The following is a 22,047-nucleotide window of genomic DNA, read 5'->3' on the forward strand; positions in this document are numbered from 1 at the left end:
AGAGGCGCTGTTACTTGTTCAGCAGGGCCAGAACTTCTTCAACGCTGGTGGTGTTGGCCAGACGCTCAATAACCGTTTCGTCATCCAGCGCATTGGTCAGGCTGGTAATCACCTGGATATGCTCGTTGTTGCGAGCGGCGATACCAATCACCAGACGGGCGATGTCGTCCTCTTCTTCACCGAAGCGCACGCCATCAGGATACTGACAGAACACCATGCCGGTTTTCAGCACGCGGTCTTTGGCTTCCACCGTACCGTGCGGAACCGCGATGGATTCACCCAGGTAGGTTGGGGTCAGCTTTTCGCGTTCCAGCATCGCCTCAACGTACTCAGGCTGAACGTAGCCGCCTTTCACCAGCTGCTCACCGGCGAAGCGAATGGCCTCTTCTTTATTGGTCGCCGTGCGGCCAAGGAAGATGTTTTCAGCGCCCAGTTTGAACAGATGCGCGTTGCTCTCGTCGAAGCTGTCTTGCAGGCTGGTACGCACTTTCACTTCGTTATCTTCATGGCGCTGCGCCGCCACCAGGCGTTCGGTCAGGCTGGCGTACAGGCCGCTGTCGAGGAAGTTGGTCAGGGAAATGTGCTGCGCCTGCGGTACCTGACGCATAGCGCGTTCGGTCAGATCGCGGTGCGTGATCACCAGGTCAACGTCCGGCGGCAGGCTGTTAATCGCGCTGTTGGTGACGGAGATGTTGGTCAGACCCGCATCCTGCACTTTCTTCCGCAGTACGCCCGCACCCATTGCGCTGGAGCCCATACCGGCATCACAGGCCACGATGATTTTACGCACGTGGCTCAGGTCGTTAGAGACATCACCCGCCGCCAGCGGCGTTGCGCCTTTGGATTCGGCTTTCATGTCATGCATACGACGGGTTGCCGCTTCGATATCGTCGTCTTCTTTCACCTTGCTGGTTTTCAGCAGGATAGCGGAGGCCACGAAGGAGACCGCCATGGCCGCACAGATCGCCGCGATGTTCGCGAAGTAGGCGCCTTTCGGGGTCATCGCCAGCACCGCCAGGATAGAGCCTGGAGAAGCAGGAGACACCAGACCACCGCCCAGTACGCTCAGGGTGAACACGCCGGTCATACCGCCAAGGATAACGGCCAGGATCAGACGTGGGTTCATCAGCACATACGGGAAGTAAATTTCGTGAATACCGCCCAGGAAGTGAATGATCGCCGCGCCGCCAGCAGACTGTTTCGCGCTGCCGCGACCAAAGAACATGTACGCCAGCAGAACGCCCATACCTGGACCCGGGTTCGCTTCAATCAGGAAGAAGATGGACTTGCCGAGATCGTGTGACTGCTGAATACCCAGCGGTGAGAAGATACCGTGGTTGATGGCGTTGTTCAGGAACAGGATTTTCGCTGGTTCAACAAAGATAGACGCCAGCGGCAGCATGTCGTGCGCCACCATGAAGTTAACGCCCGCCGCCAGCAGCTTGGACAGCACTTCAACCGCCGGGCCAATGCCGAGGAATGCCAGAATGGCGAGGATCATCCCGATGATGCCCGCAGAGAAGTTGTTCACCAGCATTTCGAAGCCGGATTTGATCTTGCCATCAACCCAGACGTCGAATTTCTTGATTGCCCAGCCGCCCAGAGGACCGGCAATCATCGCACCGAGGAACATCGGCATATCCGCACCGACGATCACCCCCATGGTTGTGATGGCACCCACGACGCCACCGCGGTCACCGCCCACCAGACGACCACCGGTATAACCGATGAGCAGTGGCAGGAGATAGGTAATCATTGGGCCAACAAGTTTTGCCAGCGTTTCGTTAGGCAACCACCCTGTCGGAATAAATAATGCGGTGATAATACCCCACGCGATAAACGCGCCGATATTTGGCATCACCATGTTGCTGAGGAAACGACCAAAGCTTTGCACTTTGATCTTGAAATCGGATGACATAAAACACCCCTTCTTATGTTTACGCTTAGGCTTGTGGCCCGAGGTTTATCGTTAATGTGCGGCGGCAGAGGTAGCCGGGCCCTGTTCTGATGCTGTGAAATCTGGCACTGAATCGTTCAACTGTCCAGACAGTGAAATTTTGTGTGATCTGAATCACATGAATGTAGGGGGTGAGGACATTAATGAAGTGATCGCGATCACATAACGAGTGTGTAAAAAAAATACATCGCTCAGAATTACGCCAAAATGGGCGGTGTTTTGTGATTTGCATCACAATGTTAAGTTAGTTGTTTGTTTCCAGATTGTGATTTGATTCACAAAATATTTTTATGCAGATTTCTCCCGTATCCCCTCATGGCAGGAATGCGATACGCGCACCTGCCTTTTTCCACGGCTTGATCCATACTGACCTCTTTGTGGGCATTAAGGATAAGCAATGAAACTCATCGGCAGTTATACCAGTCCTTTCGTGCGTAAGATTTCGATTCTCCTGCTGGAGAAAGGGATTGAATTTGAATTCGTAAATGAACAGCCCTACAACGCAGAGAACGGCGTTGCGCAGTACAACCCGCTGGGGAAAGTCCCGGCGCTGGTAACGGACGAGGGCGATTACTGGTTTGATTCCCCGATCATTGCGGAGTACATCGAACTGCTTGGCGTTGCGCCAGCCATGCTGCCGGCGGATCCAAAAGCAGCGCTGGCGATGAAGCAAATTGAAGCCCTGGCGGATGGCATTATGGATGCGGCATTGACGTCCGTACGCGAGCAGGCAAGGCCCGCCGCCCAGCAGTCAGAAAATGAGCTGCTGCGCCAGCGCGAAAAAATCAGCCGCAGCCTGGATATGTGCGAACAGCTGATCCGCGACGGGAAAATTCAGAGCGATAGCCTGAATCTGGCGACGATCGCCATCGCCTGCGCCATTGGCTACCTCAATTTCCGCCGCGTCTCGCCGGGCTGGTGCGTGGATCGTCCGCTGCTGGTCAAACTGGCGGAGACGCTCTTCCAGCGCGAAAGTTTTGCCCGGACTGAACCGCCAAAGGCTTGATGCGGGTTATAACACTTCCTGGCGGGAGGCGGTACAATCCCCCCACATGTTAACTCCCTCTCCCGTCGGGAGGGGGGAAGATATTTACTCGCCAGGCGCATTCATGACTACTCATCATTCCCTCTACAGCCAGATCCCCGCTACCGATCGACTGCTTCGTGACCCGCGCATCACTGCGGTGCTGGAGCAGTTTGGCCATACTGCAACGGTCGACATGCTACGCCAGCTTCAGGACGATGCGCGTCGCCATATTCAGGCTGAGAACGCGCTACCCGGCTGGTGCGTGGCGTGGGCGCAGGAAGTTGAACGCAGGCTGAGCAAGCACGGGCAAAGCGCGTTGCGCCCGGTTATTAACCTGACAGGCACGGTTCTGCACACCAATCTGGGCCGGGCACAGCAGGCCGAAGAGGCAACAGAGGCCGTCACCCGTGCCATGCGCTCGCCGGTGACGCTGGAGTACGATCTGGACGGCGCCGGGCGTGGGCATCGCGATCGCGCACTGGCGGATCTTCTCTGCCAGATCACCGGCGCGGAAGATGCCTGCATTGTGAATAACAACGCGGCGGCGGTGCTGTTAATGCTGGCGGCCACCGCGAGCGGAAAAGAGGTTGTCGTCTCTCGCGGCGAGCTGGTGGAGATCGGCGGGGCGTTTCGTATTCCGGACGTCATGCGCCAGGCGGGCTGCACGCTGCATGAAGTGGGCACAACCAACCGTACCCATGCAAAAGATTATCGCGCGGCGATGAATGAAAACACCGCCCTGCTGATGAAAGTGCATACCAGCAATTACCACATTGAGGGTTTCACCAAAACGGTGGAAGAGGCCGAACTGGCCGCCATTGGGCGCGAGCTAAACGTGCCGGTGATTGCCGATCTCGGCAGCGGGTCGCTGGTGGATATGCGCCAGTACGGTCTGCCGAAAGAGCCCATGGTGCAGGAAATGGTTGCCGCGGGCGTAAGCCTGGTCAGTTTCTCCGGTGATAAATTGCTGGGCGGGCCGCAGGCGGGGATTATCGTCGGCAGGCGCGAGCTGATTGCGCAGCTACAGCAGCACCCGCTTAAGCGCGCCCTGCGTGCCGATAAAATGACGCTGGCCGCGCTGGAAGCCACGCTGCGGCTCTATCTCCACCCGGAGAAACTGGCTGACCGCCTGCCCACGTTGCGTTTGCTGAGCCGTGATGCGGCCTCCATTCGCGCGCAGGCGGAAGCGCTACTGCCGCAGGTTGCTCCTCATTACCCTGAGTTTGACGTTCGTATCGAGCCTTGCCTGTCGCAAATTGGCAGCGGCTCGCTGCCGGTGGACAGGTTACCGAGCGAAGCGCTGACGTTCACCCCGCGCGACGGACGCGGAAGCCAGCTTGAGGCGCTGTCGGCGCGCTGGCGCGCATTACCGACGCCGGTGATTGGCCGGATCGGTGACAGGCGCATGTGGCTGGATTTACGCTGTCTGGAAGATGAAGTGCGGTTTCTGGAGATGATGTTGAAATGATTATTGCCACCGCCGGTCACGTTGACCACGGCAAAACCACGTTATTGCAGGCCATTACGGGCGTGAATGCCGATCGCCTGCCGGAAGAGAAAAAGCGCGGCATGACCATTGACCTGGGTTACGCCTACTGGCCGCAGCCCGACGGTCGCGTGCTGGGCTTTATCGACGTGCCCGGCCACGAGAAGTTTCTTTCCAATATGCTCGCGGGCGTGGGCGGGATCGATCACGCCCTGCTGGTGGTCGCGTGCGATGACGGGGTGATGGCGCAAACGCGCGAGCATCTGGCGATCCTCCAGCTGACGGGAAACCCGCAGTTGACCGTCGCCCTCACCAAAGCGGACCGTGTGGATGAGGCGCGTATCGACGAGGTGCGTGAAGAGGTGCTGGCGGCGCTGAGTGAGTACGGTTTTAGGGATGCCGCACTGTTTGTCACCGTGGCGACAGAAGGCCGCGGTATCGACGCTCTTCGCGACCATTTGCAGCAGATCCCGTCTCGTGTACAGGCCAGCCATCACCGCTTCCGTCTGGCGATCGACAGGGCGTTTACCGTGAAAGGGGCTGGGCTGGTGGTGACCGGTACCGCGCTGAGCGGCGAAGTGAACGTGGGCGATACCCTGTGGCTGACGGGCGTGAACAAACCGATGCGCGTGCGCGGGCTGCACGCGCAAAACCAGCCGGTGGAACAGGCCCACGCCGGGCAGCGTATCGCGCTGAATATTGCCGGTGATGCCGAAAAAGACCAGCTTAACCGCGGCGACTGGCTGCTGGCCGACGCACCGCCGGAGCCTTCTGAACGGATCATCGTTTCTCTCCAGACCCATAATCCGCTGACCCAGTGGCAGCCGCTGCATATCCACCACGCGGCCAGCCACATCACCGGACGCGTGTCGCTGCTGGAAAACGATCTCGCCGAACTGGTGTTCGACTCCCCGCTCTGGCTGGCGGATAACGACCGCCTGGTTCTGCGCGATATTTCGGCGCGGGAAACGCTGGCGGGCGCGCGCGTGGTCATGCTGGATCCGCCCCGTCGCGGCAAGCGTAAGCCCGAGTATTTACAGTGGCTGGCCGCACTGGCCCAGGCCCGCGATGATAAGTCTGCGTTAGATATCCACCTTGAGCGTGGTGCGGTGGATCTGGCGGCGTTCGCCTGGGCGCGCCAGCTCAGCGGCGAAGGATTGCGTCTTCTGACGCAGGAGCCAGGTTTTATTCAGGCCGGCAACAGCCTGCTGAACGCGCCGGTGGCGGCGCGCTGGCAGCGCAAAGTGCTGAGCACGCTGGCGACCTACCATGAACAGCATCAGGATGAGCCCGGCCCGGGCCGTGAACGTCTGCGGCGCATGGCGTTGCCCATGGAAGACGACGCGCTGGTGCTGTTGCTGATTGAAAACATGCGTGAAAGCGGCGTGATTGCAAGTCATCACGGCTGGCTGCACCTGCCGGAGCACAAGGCCGGTTTTACCGCTGAGCAGGACGCGGTCTGGCAAAAAGTGGCGGCGCTGTTTGGCGATGAACCGTGGTGGGTGCGCGATCTGGCGCGTGAAACCAATACCGATGAGCAGCTGATGCGTCAGGTACTGCGCCATGCGGCGCAGCAGGGGATGATTGTGGCGATCGTGAAAGATCGTTATTACCGCAACGATCGGATCGTGGCATTTGCGAACCTGATCCGGGAGCTGGATCAGGCGCGCGGATCAACCTGCGCCGCAGACTTCCGCGATCGGCTGAACGTGGGACGCAAACTGGCGATTCAGATCCTGGAGTATTTCAACCGCATCGGGTTTACGCGTCGTCGTGGCAATGACCATGTGCTACGCGACGCGCAGTTATTTCCCTAAGCGTTAAGCGCTGCGCGCCTGCTTCTGCTTAGCCAGCCAGACCGCGCCCAGCCTTCCCGCCTGGTTACCCAGCTCGCAGGGAAGGATGGGCACCCGGAGCGCTTCCCACTCCTCGAATCGCTGTAGGTATTTATCCAGCAGGAGATAGATTTTCTCCTGCTCGCTAATGCCGCCGCCAATCAGCACCGCCCGCGGATCAAACATGGAGATCACGCTGTAGATGCCCCGCGAGAGGAAATGCGCCCACTCTTCTATGGCCTCACGCAGATGCACGTCGCTGTCCATGCGTCTAAACAGCTCCTCACCATCAGGCATCTCATCTTCCGACACGGCCAGCGCACGGCGGCAGGCTTTCATCAGGCCGCTGGCGGACGCCACTTCGTGCATCGGCTCGCCGTTGTTGCCAACGGGCAGCACGCCAAACTCACCCGCCCGGTAGTGCGACCCACGGTAGAGATCGCCCTCCATGACGATACCGCCGCCGATGCCGGTGCCGATGGTGATGCAGACAAAATGCTCATAATCCTTACCGGCGCCCTGCCAGCGTTCGCCCAGCGCCGCGCAGTTGGCGTCATTTTCGGTTGTTACGGGGAGATCGGTCAGCTGTGCGAAAAGCTCGCACAGGTTTTCGCCGTCAAGGTAATCCAGCGCCCCGGCCTTGGCCGCTTCGCCGGTATGGTGATTGATGTGGCCCGGAAAACTCACGCCGATGCCGACGATCTCATGCTCCTGGCGGTACTTATCCACCACCGCTTTCCACTTCTGTTTGAAGGTGCTTTCATCGTCAGGCGTATCATATTCATCGGATGTCAGTTCTTCGCCGTTTTCGTTGATCACGCCGTGTTTGATGTGGGTTCCGCCCACGTCAAAGCCGATAAATAGCTGCATTGCATTGTTCCTCATGAGCCCCTGAGCTATTAAGTATGGCTCCGGCGGCAGAAACGAAACGTAAAGTACGGTAATCCGTGATACGGCTCGTAAACCCGTTACCGACTGGCGAGAAAATCACCAGCCGGAACTACCCTTGTTGTACACCTACTGCAAGGAGACGGTCATGACAAACAATCCTCCCTCATCGCGTATCCAGCCAGGCGAGTATGGTTTTCCTCTTAAGCTGAAGCCCCGCTATGACAACTTTATCGGCGGCGACTGGGTGGCGCCCGTCGACGGTGAATACTATTCCAACCTGACGCCCGTTACCGGCCAGCCGCTGTGTGAAATTGCCAGTTCGGGCAAGCGGGATATCGATTTAGCGCTGGATGCGGCGCATAAGGCGAAAGATAAGTGGGGACAAACGTCCGTTCAGGACAGAGCGGCCATTTTGTTCAAAATCGCCGATCGGATGGAGCAGAATCTGGAGCTGCTGGCGACCGCGGAAACGTGGGACAACGGCAAGCCGATCCGGGAAACCATGGCGGCGGACGTGCCGCTGGCGATTGACCATTTCCGCTATTTTGCGTCCTGCATTCGTGCCCAGGAGGGGGGAATAAGTGAAGTTGACAAAGATACCGTGGCGTATCACTTCCACGAGCCGCTCGGCGTGGTGGGGCAAATTATTCCGTGGAACTTCCCGCTGCTGATGGCGAGCTGGAAAATGGCGCCCGCGCTGGCGGCGGGTAACTGCGTTGTGCTGAAACCTGCACGCTTAACGCCGCTTTCGGTACTGCTGCTGATGGAGGTGATTGGCGACCTGTTGCCGCCGGGGGTCATTAACGTGGTCAACGGGGCCGGGGGAGAGATCGGCGAATATCTGGCTACTTCAAAGCGTATTGCTAAAGTGGCGTTTACCGGCTCAACGGAAGTGGGTCAGCAGATCATGCAGTACGCGACCCAGAACATCATTCCGGTCACCCTGGAGCTGGGCGGGAAATCGCCGAACATCTTCTTTGCCGACGTGATGGATGAAGAGGACGCCTTCTTCGACAAAGCGCTGGAAGGGTTTGCGCTGTTCGCGTTCAACCAGGGTGAAGTCTGCACCTGTCCGAGCCGCGCGCTGGTGCAGGAATCCATTTATGAGCGCTTTATGGAGCGGGCGATCCGGCGCGTGGAGTCGATTCGCAGCGGTAATCCGCTGGATAACGTCACCCAGATGGGAGCGCAGGTATCGCATGGCCAGCTGGAAACCATCCTCAACTATATTGATATCGGCAAAAAAGAGGGGGCCGATGTGTTGACCGGCGGTCGTCGTAAGGTGCTGGGCGGCGATTTGCAGGAGGGTTACTACCTTGAGCCGACCATCCTGTTCGGTAAGAACAACATGCGCGTTTTCCAGGAGGAAATTTTTGGACCGGTGCTGGCCGTCACCACGTTTAAAACCATGGACGAGGCGCTGGAGCTCGCTAACGACACGCAGTATGGCCTGGGGGCGGGCGTCTGGAGTCGTAACGGTAATCTGGCCTATAAAATGGGCCGCGGCATTCAGGCCGGACGCGTATGGACAAACTGCTATCACGCCTATCCGGCTCATGCGGCGTTTGGCGGCTACAAACAGTCGGGCATCGGGCGTGAAACCCATAAGATGATGCTGGAGCATTACCAGCAAACGAAATGTCTGTTGGTCAGCTACTCCGATAAACCGCTGGGGCTGTTTTAATCTCCGGGCTCAGGTCGTCCCGGGTAGGGTGACCTGAGCCGGGTTAAAGCCGGGTGGCGGCTTCGCCTTACCCGGCCTACTTTTTACTCCCTCTCCTGTGGGAGAGGGCTGGGGTGAGGGCAACAGGCCGCAGTTATTCAGCTTTCATCCACCCATATCCGCATTTCCCCTTCTCCCCGGTTTGCCCAGCTGAACCACGGAATAAAGGTCAGCGTCCGGGGCTGACGTTCTACCGGCGAGTGGTCGTACTGCCACAGGGCATCAGTGTCCTTCGCCTGACACCCGATCCCTTCCGCCTGTATCAGCATCTTGTGCGCGAAAATGCCTTTGCCTTCAAATACCCGAAACGCGCTGTCCTGGGGCAAAGAAAGGTTATGCAGATTTGCGCCGTTATCGGCTTCTTCCAGGCAGTAAACCAGCGGTCCACGCTGCAATGCGACTTTCCCCGCCTGCTGGCGCACCTGCGGGTTGCCGTACACGCGGTGGACCGGCATCGGTAACGTCAGCGTCAGCGTGTCGCCTTCCTGCCAGCTTCGGTTGAGGTATAAGTATCCACGGGAGACCTCGCCTGTAATGGCCTGACCATTGAGCGAAACAGCCGGTTCCGCACACCAGTCCGGCAGCCTCAGGGCCAGCGTGTGAGTCACCGGAACTGGTGAGGTAATCTCGATTTTCACCTGCTCATGCCACGGATAGTTCCCGCTAATCCGCAGCTGGAGGATGTTATCCCCAACCGGAATGGCGACGTCGTTCCCCACGTACAGGTTGATCAACAGCGCGTCCGGGCGAACGGTATAAATGTAGTGCCCCAGCGAGGTCAGCACGCGCGCAATATTCGGCGGGCAACAGGCGCAGCCGAACCAGCGCTGGCGCACCGGTTTGACGTGGTCATAGATATGGTTAAAGGCCAGGGTTTTCGGGTGCACTTCCAGCGGATTCACATAAAAGAAATGCTTACCGTCCAGCGCCATGCCGCCCAGCACCGTGTTGTACAGCGCGCGCTCCATCACGTCGGCGTAGTGGCCGTCCGCCTCCATCTCCAGCATCCGGCGGGCAAACATCATCAGGCCGATGGAGGCGCAGCTTTCGGCGTAGACCGTATCGTTGGGCAGATCGTAATCGCTGCTGAACGCCTCGCCGCTGCTTTGGGAGCCAATCCCGCCGGTGATGTACAGCTGGCGCTGTGCCATGTTGTTCCACAGCCGCAGGCAATCCTGACGTTTCCCCTCGTCGCTGCTCAGGCGCGCCAGATGTGCCATGCCCGCCATCAGATAGACAAAACGCACGGCGTGGCCGATGGCCGTTTGTTGTTCCGCAAGGGGCAGATGCGCCTGGCTGTAGGCTTTGTCCTTGACCATCCACGCCGGGCCATAGGTGTTCCAGTATGACGTTCTGCCGCGCTTCTCGTATTCGATATCGTAGAAGTGAGGCTGCGCGCCGCGTTCCTCAATAAAGTATTTCACCAGATTGAGATAGCGTTGCTCCTGCGTGACGTCGTACAGCCGCATCAGCGCCAGCTCGATTTCCGGGTGGCCAGGGTAACCGTGCAGCTGGTTTTCGCCCGGGCCAAACACGCTGTCGATATGATCCGCCAGCCTGCACACCACGTCCAGCAGGCGGCGTTTTCCGGTTCCCTGGAAATACGCCACGCCCGCTTCAATCATATGTCCGGCGCAGTACAGTTCGTGGCATTCGGCCAGATTGGTCCAGCGCTCGGCCGGTGCTTTCACCGTGAAATAGGTATTGAGATAGCCATCTTCGCACTGCGCCGCTGCGACCAGCGCGATCACCTCGTCGGCGGTTTTTTCCAGTTCAGCATCCGGCTTCTGGCACAGCGACCACGCCACGGCTTCGAGCCATTTCGCCACGTCGCTGTCCTGAAAGACCATCCCGTAGAACTCCCCCTGTTCCAGACCAGCGGCGATGCGGAAGTTGGCGATGGCGTGGCTGGGTTCGGCCTCCGCCACGCGATCGTTAAGCGCATCCCACTGATAGGGGATCACCACATCGCGGACCAGCCGTTGGTACTGACCAAGAAACGGGTCGTTGATTTTCAGCTGATGCAGGTCGGCTTCCATTATGGTCATATCGTTCTCCTCAGGACTGTACATGACGCTGGCGCAAATCGGTGGCAATGCGCGACATCACGGGATTGTTAAGCCTGCACCAGCGGATAGCGACCGCCAGCAGCAGGTGGAAAAGGGCAGGAAGCAGCGTCTCCATGGCGGTGATGCCCTGCAATGAGGCGGGTGTCTGGTTACCTGCGCCTGGCTGATAGGCCACGGCAATAAACACCAGGCTGATGATCCCAGCGCTGGATGCCCACGCGAGCTTGATGAAAAACAGATTGAAGGCGAAGTTCATCCCCGATGAGCGCACGCCGGTTTTCCATTCGCCGTAGTCATCGGCAAAGGCCATCAGCGAGAAGTGCAGCGGCAGGGTGAAGCCCAGGATCACGCCGTTACTTAAAATCACGATCAACCAGAGCGTCTGGTGCGCCGGGCCACCCGGCAGGAACCACATTCCCACCGCAAGCGCAGCGAGTATCAGGTTGGTGTAGTAGTAGAGTTTGACGGTATCAATCCGCCGCGACAGCGGACTGACGATCACCGCGCCCAGAATAGCGGCAAAGGTCACCATGGTGAAAAACAGCGAGGTGTACGCCGTGCTGCCCTGAAGCACGTAGGTGATGAAGTACATGTACCCGCCGCCGCGAATGTTGAAAACGTTGATCAGCAGAAACGACATCACCAGCATCAGCAGCAGCTGATCGTTTTTCCGCAGGCCCGCCAGGTGCTCGCGCAGGGTGAATTTACCCATCAGCGCAAGCGGGACGCGCTCGCGCACCCAGAAGAAGCAGCACAGGAACATCACCACGGCGATGGCGCACAGCACGCAGACGCCCAGCTGATAACCCCGGGCGGCATTGCCCTGTCCCAGCTCTGACACCAGCCACGGCAGGCCAACGGAGACCAGAAAGCCCGCCACGCCGCACAGTACGAAGCGCCAGGACTGGCAGGATATAACCTCGTTGTGGCGGGTGGTCATGGTGTTGATCAGCGCGCAATATGGCACGTTGATGGCGGTATAGCCCACTGAAAGCAACAGATAGGTGCCGAACGCCCAGGCGATTTTCACGCCCATGCTGGCGTCCGGGACGGTGAAGGTCAGCACGCCGACGATCCCGATGGGAAGCGCGACCCACAGCTGCCAGGGACGAAAACGCCCCCAGCGGCTCTGCGTGCGGTCGGCAATCACGCCCATCACCGGATCGGAAATCGCGTCAAATACCCGAAGGGCAATAAACAGCGTGCCCACCAGCGCGGGCGTCAGGCCAAATACATCGGTATAGAAAAAGGTCAGAAAGTTCATGATCAGGCAGGTAACTACCGTGCCGCCCGCGTCGCCCAGGCCGTAGCCAATTTTCTCGCGGACTGACAGCCGGTCATCGGCTGCCTGTTTTGCAACTTCTGCGTCTGTAATCGGTGTGGAAGTCATGGGGTAACTCCTCGATAAACGATTTTTTATCGTATTTGTGCAAGGTACCCCATTTATTCTGCATTCAACGGGCAGACCAACAAGGGAAGGGAAAAGTATAAAAAGGTGACGATTCCGACCTGATGGTGAAACTGTGAGTTTGATCGAGCCGTTCTGCTGATATTTATTAATAATCAAGGGATAAAGAAAATATTAGCCACCAAAAAAGCGGAAAAATGAATATCCATGCTTGAATTATCCATAGCACTTCCGATTAGAGTTCAAAATGGCGGGTTATTTATCTCCCGGGGCGTGGGCCGTCATCCCGCACGAAAATTATCTTCGTGGGAGATAATTTTTGTCGAAAAAGGGACATTAACGATCCAGGAGGAAAATACGCTGTTTGAGGTAAACGCTGGCGAGAGTTTGTTACTTTGGCCGAAGCGGCGGCATGTCGGCGTGGAAGATTTTCCGGGCGATCTCAAATTTTACTGGCTGCATTTTGAGGTGGATGAACGCTTGCCGGTGTTGCCAGGCGCGACGCCGCTGTCGATTGAGCAACACTGTAGCGTGCGGGATCCGCAATATGTTATTGCGTTATTCCGTCAGTTTTTAAGCGAGCAGGAAAAATTACAGCGTAGCCAGGCGCTGGAGATAATTTTGCTGTTAATTTTGCAGCAGATATCGCTCTCGCCGGGATATGAAGATAAAGCGGATGATGCGGGCGCGGCAATGGCGTGGAAGGCCAAGCAGCTTATCCGCACGCACTTTCATTTGCCCCTGTCCACTTCGCAGCTGGCGAAAGAGCTGCACTGCAACGCAGATTACCTGGGGCGAGTATTTCGTCGGACGTTTCATTTAACCCTGACGGAGGCAATTCACCGCCAGCGCGTCAGGGCCGCTGAAAAACTGCTGCTGAACGATGCGGCCTCATTAACTGAAGTGGCCGCCCGGTGCGGTTTTAATGACGTGGGTTATTTCCGGCAAATATTCTCAAAACATACCGGGTTAACGCCCGCCGTCTGGAAACGGCGGTACTGTAAAGAGCATATTAATTCCGGATGATCACTGGCCGTAATAGGCATTTGCGCCATGCTTGCGCAGGTAATGCTTCTCCAGCAATTCCTGCTGCATAACCGGAAGCTGAGGTGCAAGCTGGCGCGAGAAAAGCCCCATATAGGCGCACTCTTCCAGCACCACGGCATTGTGTACCGCATCGGCAGCGTCTTTGCCCCAGGCAAACGGGCCGTGAGAATGAACCAGCACCGCCGGGACCTGCATCGGGCTTATGTCGCGCTCCTCGAAGGTTTTGATAATGACTTCCCCCGTCTGGTATTCATATTCACCCGCGATTTCAGCCGTGGTCATCAGCCGCGTGCAGGGGATCGCACCGTAAAAATAGTCCGCGTGCGTCGTTCCCCACGCGGGTAAATCCTGCCCCGCCTGCGACCAGATGGTGGCGTGGCGGGAATGGGTATGCACAATGCCGCCAATTTCCGGGTAACGACGATACAGCGCGAGATGGGTCGGGGTGTCGGAGGAGGGCTTTTTACTCCCCTCGACCACTTTACCCGTGGCGATATTTACCACCACCATATCTTCTGCGTTCATCTCGTCGTACTCCACGCCGGATGGTTTGATCACCATCATGCCGCTGGCACGGTCAACCGCGCTGACGTTGCCCCAGGTGAACGTCACCAGCTGGTGGGCGGGCAGGGCGAGATTTGCCGCCAGCACCTCGGCTTTGAGTTGTTCTAACATGTCATGCCTCCTTCCTGCATTCGGGCTTCAATCCAGCGGCGCGCCTGGATGATCTCCAGCACCGGCTCTTTGGCTTTCTCGGTCCACATTTCAATCAGAAATGCGCCGCGATAATTAAGTTGATTCAGCGTGTTAAACACGCCAACGAAATCGACGCAGCCCTCGCCAAACGGCACGTCGCGGAACTGTCCGGGGCTTTGCTCGGTAACGGGCCGGGTATCTTTCAGGTGGATAGCGGCGATGCGGTCAATGCCCAGCGTCAGCTCGGCGGTGACGTCGTTGCCCCACGCGCTCAGGTTGCCGACGTCCGGGTAAACGCTGAACCACGGCGAGGCGAGCATGTCGTCCCACTTTTTCCACTTGCTGATGGAGTTCATAAACGCAGTGTCCATGATCTCTACCGCCAGCATTACCTGCGCGGCGGCAGCCTGCTCTACGGCCCACGCCAGCCCTTCGGCAAAGCGCTGTTGCGTGCCCTCATCGTGCTCCTCGTAGTACACGTCATAACCCGCAAGCTGGATGGTGCGAATACCCAAATCACGGGCCAGCCGGATGGCTTTGGTCATGATCTCGCGGGCGCGTTCGCGCACGATTTCATCGCGGCTGCCAAACGGGAAGCGACGATGGGCAGACAAGCACATCGACGGGATGGCCACGCGGGTCTCCAGCATCGCTTCCACAAGAGAGGCGCGCTGCGTGGTACTCCATTCAAGGCGCGATAAACGCTCGTCGGTCTCATCCACCGACATCTCCACAAAATCGAAGCCGCAGCTTTTTGCCAGAACCAGGCGCTCCGGCCAGGAGAGATCTTTTGGCAGCGCTTTTTCGTAAATGCCTAACGGATGCTGACGCATGGTTACTCTCCCCAGATGTCGCGGATTTGCGAATGGAATGCCTGTGCCACCTGCGGCGGATTATCGGCGCCTGCCAGCGCGCGCCCGGCAATGAAGGCTTTGACGTTGATCTGCTTAAACAGCGACAGGTCAGCGGGGGTGATACCGCCAGTTATAGAAAGCTGCAAACCGATATCGGACAGCGCCTTCATTTTGCTGAGATCCGCCTCACCCCACTGCTGGCCGCTGGCCTGTGCGTCGCGCCCGCGGTGGTAAATCGCCTGCTTCACCCCGATGCGATGCCACGCGCGCGCGTCGTCCAGCGTCCAGTTGCCAAACAGCTCCATCTGGATCTCGCCGCCGCCGCGCAGTGCGACCTCGTGGCCACGTTCAACGGTGGCCAGCGGGGCGGCACAGATGATGGTCATCCAGTTTGCGCCTGCGCCAAACGCCTGCTCAGCCAGCGTTTCTCCGGCATCGGCGACTTTCCAGTCCGCCACGATAATTTTATCCGGACACTGCGCACGCAGGGCGCGAACGGCGTTTAGCCCTTCGGTCAGGCATAGAATGGTGCCGGCTTCGACGATGTCGACGTGATCGGAAAGCGTCGCGACATCGCGCTGCGCGGCCTGAAGCGAGGTGTGGTCGAGCGCCAGCTGCAATAATGGTCGGCTCATAGGTCGTACTCCTTAACACGGGCGTGATAGCCCTGTAATGCTGAAATCAGTAGCTGGTAACGGTGATATTTGCGCTGGTAGGCGGCATGGGCACGCATGTCAGGTTCGATCATCCGGATGTCATGCCTGAGGGCGCGCTGAGCGGCGTAAAAATCGGGATAGAGGCCTGTACCGACGAGCGCGGCCAGCGCCGCACCGGAACAGCCGGTCTCTTCCACCTGCGGGAGTTCAATCGCCAGGCCGCTGACGTCCGCGAGCATCTGCATCCACACGTCCGAATGGGTTGGGCCGCCCGTCACGCGCAGGGCCTGCACGTGGGGAAAGCGTTCGAGCATACGGTTGAGGTGGGTCATGTGGCTGAATACCACCCCTTCATAAACCGCCTGGAGGAGGTGCGCGCGGGTATGCAGCGCCTGCAAGCCATAGAAGCCGCTGGTCATCTCCAGCCCGGCGTTGCTGCCGTAGAGGAAAGGCAGGAAGAACACATCGCTTTCAGCTTTTGGCAGGCTGGCCACGGCGTGGTTAATCTCATCGAATGACATATCGCCCCATTGGGCCGTCAGCCATTCCAGGTTGCCGGACGACGTGGGGCTGGCTTCATGAACGATGAACTGCTGCGGATGGACGTAGCGGCCATAGACGTAGGGGAAAGGCTCGTTGTCGCGGATGCCGTGGGCAATCCCACTGGTTACGGCCCAGGTCCCCATTACGGCATTCAGCGTATGTTCGTCATGCAGCCCGGCGCAGATCGCGGTGGAAACCACATCAAACAGTCCACCAACGACGGGAGTACCCGCCGTGAGACCGGTCAGTGCGGCTGCCTGAGCGGTGATTTCCCCGCAAATTTCTGCTGAACCGATAATAGGCGGCAGGGCACCGTCAATGTCGCTGATGCCGAGCCAGCGCGTGAGCTGCGGATCGTACTGCCCGGTATTCATGTTGTAGAGATTGGATTCCGAGATGTTGCTCTCTTCGCAGCCTTTGACCCCGGTCAGACACCAGCGCAGGTAATCGTGCGCCATCATCACGCTGCCAATTTGCTGATACCGCTGCGGCTCGTTCTCTTTAACCCAGCGCAGGAGTGAGGCCGGATGCCCCGTCCACAGCGTCTGGCGAGTATGCGGATAGAGCTTTTCGGGTATACCGTCCTGCTGCCAGCGTTGTACGATCTCCAGCGCACGGCGATCGGAGGAGAGAATGGCGTTACCCAGGGGGCGATCCTGTTTATCGAGCAGAAACAGCCCCTTGCCCTGGGCTGAAATGCCAACGCCTTTGATCTGACCGCCGTCAGCGCCTGAATTTTTGAGCAGCAGGGCGACGGTTTTGTGGCAGTGCTGCCAGAGCTGGTGCATATCCCGCTCGGCGTAGCCGGCGCGGGGGCTGAGCGTGGCCACTGAGCGGCGTTCAATACAGACTTCTTTGCCCTGGCTGTTGTATAAACCGGCTTTCAGATAAGTACCGCCACAATCGATACCCAGCCAGAAGGGCTCTTTTTCACTCATCTTCTTCTCGCTTAATTGCCGGGTGGCGCTTCGCTTACCCGGCCTACGGTTTGGTTTAGTGGGTCAGATGAGGGCCTCAGACCGCACGTTTATGTGGAGTTACCGTGGGGTTGGGCTCTGCTCCGGCATCGCATTTCGCCGGTAACAGCAGGGCCAGCAGCGATGCCAGCGCCAGCGAAACTGCCAGGCAGTAAACGCCTGCGTCTTTGCTGTACAGGGTGATCAGTACGCCTACCGCATAAGGACCGCAGAACCCGCCGAGGTTGCCCAGGGCATTAATCACGCCGCGAGCGCCGCCCGCCATCTCAGCGCTGAACAGACGCGCCGGGATGGTCCAGAACACCCCCGCTGCGGATTGCAGGAAGAAGCCACAGCCCACCAGCGCGGCATAGGCCAGCCAGGTGTGCTCTTTCAGCGCCACGGAGAGGAACATGCAGAGCGCAAAGCCAATCAATGGCAGGGAGACAAACAGCTTGCGCTTGCCGGTGCGGTCAGAGAGCGTAGAGAACAGGAACATGCCAGCAATGGCGCCGATGTAAGGCAGAATGGCGAGCATCCCCACCTGGCCGATGCTGGTGTGCGTCAGCTCCTTCAGAATGGTGGGCAGCCAGAGGGTGTAACCGTAAATGCCGGTCTGGTAGAAGAAGTTGAGGGCGATCAGCTGCCACATGGTTTTGTCAGACAGCACCGCGCTGAGCGAGGCGTTTTTCACCTCTTTACCCGCAATGGCCTGCTGCTCTGCCGCCAGGGTTTGTACCAGGTAGTTTTTCTCGGCCTCAGAGATCCAGCGTGCTTCCTGCGGTCGGTCGTAGACGGTGAACGCCCACAGCACCAGCACAACAACGGACATCAGACCTTCAATAATGAACAGCCAGCGCCAGTCGAGAGCGGTAATAATCCAGCCCGACAGCGGGGCGGTGATGATCCCGGCGATGGGCACGAACATGATCACAATCGCGTTGGCGCGGCCGCGCTCGGCATCCGGGAACCAGTTACTGATCATCGTGAGCACAACGGGCAGCATCCCACCTTCCGCCACGCCGAGTAAGAAGCGCAGTACCAGCAGCTGATACTGGTTGGTCACAAGCCCGGTCAGAACCGAGATCACCGCCCAGGCAACCAGCGACCAGCCGATAAACTTCTTACCGCTGCCGTGCACGGCAATTTTGCCGCCGGGAACTTGCAGGAACAAATAGCCGATAAAAAAGATCCCCCCCGCCAGGCCCGCCATCGTGGCGGAAATGCCCAGCTCTTCATCCATACCGCCGGGCATCGCAAAAGCTATATTTACGCGGTCCATATAGGAAATAATGCAGGCGATAAGAATAGGGGGAATGATCCTTAGCCAGCGCTGGCGCGGAATGTCCGCGTGTAGAGCATTAGAAGAAATATTCATAGTTAATATCTCATTGAAGGTAACCGGAAAATGTATTCTTTATTTTTATTGTGACGCTTTATTCATAGCGCTAATGCCGTCGCGCAAAATAGCGATGCGATGGCTGACGTCAGCATTAGCATTTATTTCCAGTAATTTAATACCGGAGAATTTCAATGTTGCGGCGCTCGCCGCAGTAAACAGCGTTTTTACATGTTCAGTGGACATGAGACTGTCGGCGCAGAACGAAGAAAACGGCGCGTGCAGATCCTGCCATTCTCCATACTCACCGTGAGGGGTCGTGCCCGAAAACATCAGCGCCCCCAGCTTCCCGGCAGCGAGTGCCGCCTGAACATGTTCCAGCGGAAGGGCGGTGTTGCGACCTTCGATGGCCGAACGTGCCCAGTTGATACAGACGCTGATATCGGTCTCTTTCACTACCTCCAGCACCTGCTCTAAGGGCAAGAACCCTTTACGCGGCGCCGGGCCATTCATCGCATCACAGTGTTCCAGCACCAGATCGCAGCCCCAGTCCCAGCTCGCGATTTCCCGTACTGAGCGGGAGAATGCTTCTGTCGCTTGCTCGACAGAATCATTACCCGCCTGCGGTGCGGCCTGCATTTCCAGAGCGATCACTTTCCCGGGAAAGCGGGTGTTAACGGCATCAATCTTTTGATGCAGATGGCGGTAATATTCAATGCACGCTTTACGCTGTTCTTCGTCCGCGGACGCCAGGCCAAACGCGCCGTTGCTGCCGCGGCGGCGCATGGTTTCCATAACGGCTGTGACAACGATCTGCCAGTCGCCCGGCGTATGACGAAACAGCCATTCATCACCAAACGGATGGAGATTTTCAAGGCAAGGTTGTTCCAGCCCGCGAATATTTGGCGTGTCGGAAAGTTCCCGCCAGAAGGCGTATTCTTCCTGCTCCCCTTTCTGGTGAAATGAGGGTGCACAGGGGTACGCACCAATAATAAAACCGGTGTTGGTCATTTCGCATTCCTGTATTTATCAGAAAATTAATCTAATTCGCTGATGGCCACTTTCACCACAATTTTACGAATTGCGGATCCCTTGTTTTTAATACAGGCAGGACGATGAACATCCTGCGGGAAAAATATGGCGTAACTGCCAGGTATCATTTCGATAAATGACTCATGTTCGCTGTCGTGATAAAAAATAATATCCCGTTGCTCCAGCAATGATTCGCTGATTTTGTTATTCCCGGTATCAATAGCAATACCGATTTTTTCTTCGCCCCAGGCCAGAAACTGGATATCCAGATAGCGGCGATGTACTTCAGGGCGGTTCTCGTGTTGTTCCTTTGTGGTGAGGTCGAGAACCTGGGCAAAAATGTTGCGGCCTTCAATTTCGATCACGCCCGGCGCCAGGGTGGTGAAATCCGTGGTACGCAGAAAATTAAGCGCCTTTTCTATCGCCAGCGGCAGGCGACATGGATTTGGCTGTGCAATATGTCCGAATATCATGACCCACTCCTTACAGAGACTGGATTTTCGCCCACACGCTGTCGTCAACCGTGATGCCGTTGCGGCGATTCTCCTCCAGCAGGCGTGTGAACTCATGGCCTGGCAGACGGACGGCGACATTTTCATCAGCGCGTTCTGCGGTGGTGATGAAGTCCATGATGCGCTGTAGTTTGGCATCGCGGGTTGGACCGTCGATCAGGCGATCCACTTCGATGGCGATAAAGATCTGCGATACGCCGTATTCGTCGCTGTTGTCCTGGGTCACTTCCGCGACGGACGCGCCGTCAGAGAGCAGGGTGGCGATCATGTCGAGCACAATCGACAAGCCGGAACCTTTCCAGTAGCCCATGGGCAGAATGCGACGGTTTTTCTCAATCACGCCCGGCTCTCTGGTCAGATTGCCTTCATCGTCAAAGCCGCCGTCGACCGGTAATTCGCGTCCGGCCAGGCGATTTACCTCCAGCATGCCGTAGGAGAACATCGACATCGACATATCGACCATGGTGATTGGATTCGACGGGATAGCGACGATCAGCGGGTTTGTGCCGATGCAGCATTCTTTTGATCCCCACGCGGGCATCACGGCAATAGAGTTGGTCCAGCAGATGCCGATATAGCCTTTCTCCGCCGCCTGCCAGCCGTAGCTGCCGCCGCGCATCCAGTGGTTAGCGTTACGCAGCGCCACCAGGCCGATCCCGTGATCGGACGCCAGCTCGGTAGCACGGTCCATCATCTTCTTCGCCGTCAGGTTGCCGATGGAACGCTGGGCATCCCACTGTTCGATGGCGCCTAATGTCGTTACGCGTTTCGGCTGGGCGTCAGGGATGATGTCGCCTGCGTCAAGCTGCTGAATAAATCGCGGGAAGCGGTTGACGCCGTGTGAATAAACGCCGGACTCCGTGGTGCGGGCGAACATCTCGGCGCAGGCGTCTGCGGTATCCGCTTTTACACCGCGATCGAGCAGAACCCGATTGAACGCCGCTTTCAACTCTTCGAAGGTCACTTTCATCCCTGTTCTCCTGTTTTTTTAGGGGCAAGTGCGAGTGCTTTTTTATCGCTAAATTTCACTATACGAAATCTGATTTCAAATATAACGATCAAATTTTGTCAGATCAACGACATTCACGTTTTTCAAAATCGATCAAAATCAAATGGTTGTGTTTTTTCTGTTGAGATCGTGAACTAAACCACACTTTGCGCTACCATCAGGGCGCGATAAACAGGAGCCATTTGATGAGCATAAAAGAGAGCGAAATGACGCAAGAAAAAGAGAGGCCAGCAGGTAGCCAGAGCTTGTTTCGCGGCCTGATGCTGATTGAAATCCTCAGTAACTATCCGAACGGGTGTCCGCTTGCGCATTTATCAGAACTGGCGGGGCTGAATAAAAGCACCGTGCACCGGTTATTGCAGGGGTTGCAGTCGTGCGGGTACGTGACGCCGGCGCCGGCGGCAGGGAGCTATCGTCTGACCACCAAATTTATCGCCGTCGGGCAAAAGGCGCTTTCATCGCTCAATATTATTCACGTGGCGGCGCCGCACCTCGAGGCGCTGAACATTGCCACCGGCGAAACGGTCAACTTCTCCAGCCGTGAAGATGATCACGCGATCCTGATTTATAAGCTTGAGCCGACAACCGGTATGCTGCGCACGCGCGCATATATCGGCCAGCATATGCCGCTCTATTGTTCTGCGATGGGCAAAATCTATATGGCGTTTGGTCATCAGGATTACGTGGCCAGCTACTGGGAAAGCCACCAGGAACAGATCCAACCTTTGACCCGCAACACCATCACCGAACTGAGCGCGATGTATGATGAGCTGGCGGAAATTCGCGATCACAGTATGGCGATGGATAAAGAAGAGAACGAGCTGGGTGTGTCATGTATCGCCGTGCCGGTCTTTGATATTCACGGGCGCGTGCCCTATGCCATCTCCATTTCGCTGTCGACGTCGCGCATGAAGCAGGTGGGTGAGAAAAACTTGCTAAAACCGCTGCGTGACACGGCGGAAGCTATCTCGAAAGAACTGGGGTTTAACGTGCGCGAGGCGTAACTG

The 22,047-nt window shown here is 57.5% G+C and carries 18 protein-coding genes; 6 read left to right on the plus strand and 12 right to left on the minus strand.

Features of this window, described 5'->3' with window-relative positions; genetic code table 11:
• Nucleotides 1-10: 10 nt before the first annotated feature.
• The gene (locus tag ACJTMZ_RS21625) at nucleotides 11-1,918 is read right to left on the minus strand and encodes a PTS mannitol transporter subunit IICBA (protein ID WP_252011173.1); all 1,908 of its coding nucleotides are present in this window, start codon (nucleotides 1,916-1,918) and stop codon (nucleotides 11-13) included.
• A gap of 436 nt (nucleotides 1,919-2,354) precedes the next feature.
• Between ACJTMZ_RS21625 and ACJTMZ_RS21630 the strand changes: the two genes are divergently transcribed.
• The 3 genes from ACJTMZ_RS21630 (at nucleotide 2,355) to selB (ending at nucleotide 6,287) form a co-directional block, all read left to right on the plus strand.
• Complete coding sequence (locus tag ACJTMZ_RS21630; protein WP_015572763.1) at nucleotides 2,355-2,963, plus strand: glutathione S-transferase; 609 nt, start codon at nucleotides 2,355-2,357, stop codon at nucleotides 2,961-2,963.
• 103 nt (nucleotides 2,964-3,066) lie between these two features.
• Nucleotides 3,067-4,452, plus strand: a complete 1,386-nt coding sequence (gene selA, locus ACJTMZ_RS21635; RefSeq protein WP_045339143.1) for an L-seryl-tRNA(Sec) selenium transferase — start codon at nucleotides 3,067-3,069, stop codon at nucleotides 4,450-4,452.
• On the plus strand, nucleotides 4,449-6,287 hold the full coding sequence (gene selB / locus ACJTMZ_RS21640) for a selenocysteine-specific translation elongation factor (protein WP_045339150.1): 1,839 nt from the start codon (nucleotides 4,449-4,451) through the stop codon (nucleotides 6,285-6,287). The genes selA and selB overlap by 4 nt, the downstream gene beginning before the upstream one ends.
• Before the next feature lie 3 nt (nucleotides 6,288-6,290).
• Here selB and ACJTMZ_RS21645 read toward each other — a convergent pair whose 3' ends face one another.
• Nucleotides 6,291-7,175: an ROK family protein gene (locus tag ACJTMZ_RS21645; RefSeq protein ID WP_039269503.1), complete on the minus strand. Its 885-nt coding sequence runs from the start codon at nucleotides 7,173-7,175 to the stop codon at nucleotides 6,291-6,293.
• 166 nt (nucleotides 7,176-7,341) lie between these two features.
• Between ACJTMZ_RS21645 and aldB the strand changes: the two genes are divergently transcribed.
• Nucleotides 7,342-8,880, plus strand: coding sequence for an aldehyde dehydrogenase AldB (gene aldB / locus ACJTMZ_RS21650; protein ID WP_006808612.1), 1,539 nt, complete (start codon nucleotides 7,342-7,344; stop codon nucleotides 8,878-8,880).
• A gap of 137 nt (nucleotides 8,881-9,017) precedes the next feature.
• Here the strand turns inward: aldB and ACJTMZ_RS21655 are convergent, their stop codons facing one another.
• Nucleotides 9,018-10,967, minus strand: coding sequence for a glycoside hydrolase family 127 protein (locus ACJTMZ_RS21655; protein ID WP_219250002.1), 1,950 nt, complete (start codon nucleotides 10,965-10,967; stop codon nucleotides 9,018-9,020).
• A 10-nt stretch (nucleotides 10,968-10,977) separates the two neighbouring features.
• Nucleotides 10,978-12,378 (minus strand): glycoside-pentoside-hexuronide (GPH):cation symporter, encoded by a 1,401-nt coding sequence (locus ACJTMZ_RS21660; RefSeq protein ID WP_252011171.1) that lies wholly within the window; start codon nucleotides 12,376-12,378, stop codon nucleotides 10,978-10,980.
• Between the two features lie 225 nt (nucleotides 12,379-12,603).
• Here ACJTMZ_RS21660 and ACJTMZ_RS21665 point away from each other — a divergent pair, with 225 nt between their 5' ends.
• On the plus strand, nucleotides 12,604-13,422 hold the full coding sequence (locus tag ACJTMZ_RS21665) for a helix-turn-helix domain-containing protein (RefSeq protein WP_032649828.1): 819 nt from the start codon (nucleotides 12,604-12,606) through the stop codon (nucleotides 13,420-13,422).
• Here the strand turns inward: ACJTMZ_RS21665 and araD are convergent, their stop codons facing one another.
• The 8 genes from araD to yiaK form a co-directional block, all read right to left on the minus strand.
• Nucleotides 13,423-14,118 (minus strand): L-ribulose-5-phosphate 4-epimerase, encoded by a 696-nt coding sequence (gene araD, locus ACJTMZ_RS21670; protein WP_045339157.1) that lies wholly within the window; start codon nucleotides 14,116-14,118, stop codon nucleotides 13,423-13,425.
• Entirely contained in the window at nucleotides 14,112-14,972 is an 861-nt protein-coding gene (locus ACJTMZ_RS21675; RefSeq protein ID WP_048246700.1) for an L-ribulose-5-phosphate 3-epimerase, read from the minus strand. Before ACJTMZ_RS21675 ends, araD begins: the two co-directional genes overlap by 7 nt.
• Before the next feature lie 2 nt (nucleotides 14,973-14,974).
• On the minus strand, nucleotides 14,975-15,628 hold the full coding sequence (gene ulaD / locus ACJTMZ_RS21680) for a 3-keto-L-gulonate-6-phosphate decarboxylase UlaD (RefSeq protein ID WP_017693795.1): 654 nt from the start codon (nucleotides 15,626-15,628) through the stop codon (nucleotides 14,975-14,977).
• Nucleotides 15,625-17,130, minus strand: coding sequence for an FGGY-family carbohydrate kinase (locus ACJTMZ_RS21685; RefSeq protein ID WP_015572756.1), 1,506 nt, complete (start codon nucleotides 17,128-17,130; stop codon nucleotides 15,625-15,627). Before ACJTMZ_RS21685 ends, ulaD begins: the two co-directional genes overlap by 4 nt.
• A 76-nt stretch (nucleotides 17,131-17,206) precedes the next feature.
• A complete protein-coding gene (locus tag ACJTMZ_RS21690) occupies nucleotides 17,207-18,526 on the minus strand; it encodes an MFS transporter (RefSeq protein ID WP_045334691.1) in 1,320 nt (439 codons plus the stop codon).
• A 45-nt stretch (nucleotides 18,527-18,571) separates the two neighbouring features.
• Nucleotides 18,572-19,498 carry a DUF4862 family protein gene (locus tag ACJTMZ_RS21695; protein ID WP_015572754.1) on the minus strand — a complete coding sequence of 309 codons (927 nt, stop codon included), beginning with the start codon at nucleotides 19,496-19,498 and terminating at the stop codon, nucleotides 18,572-18,574.
• 26 nt (nucleotides 19,499-19,524) lie between these two features.
• A complete protein-coding gene (locus ACJTMZ_RS21700) occupies nucleotides 19,525-19,992 on the minus strand; it encodes a YhcH/YjgK/YiaL family protein (protein ID WP_015572753.1) in 468 nt (155 codons plus the stop codon).
• A 10-nt stretch (nucleotides 19,993-20,002) separates the two neighbouring features.
• Entirely contained in the window at nucleotides 20,003-21,001 is a 999-nt protein-coding gene (gene yiaK / locus ACJTMZ_RS21705; RefSeq protein ID WP_015572752.1) for a 3-dehydro-L-gulonate 2-dehydrogenase, read from the minus strand.
• A 224-nt stretch (nucleotides 21,002-21,225) separates the two neighbouring features.
• On the opposite strand from yiaK, the gene yiaJ reads away from it, so the two are divergent.
• Nucleotides 21,226-22,044: an IclR family transcriptional regulator YiaJ gene (gene yiaJ / locus ACJTMZ_RS21710; RefSeq protein WP_015572751.1), complete on the plus strand. Its 819-nt coding sequence runs from the start codon at nucleotides 21,226-21,228 to the stop codon at nucleotides 22,042-22,044.
• The last annotated feature ends 3 nt before the right edge of the window (nucleotides 22,045-22,047 follow it).

The organism is Enterobacter sp. DN (assembly GCF_046054285.1).
Taxonomy (GTDB): Bacteria; Pseudomonadota; Gammaproteobacteria; order Enterobacterales; family Enterobacteriaceae; genus Enterobacter; species Enterobacter hormaechei_C.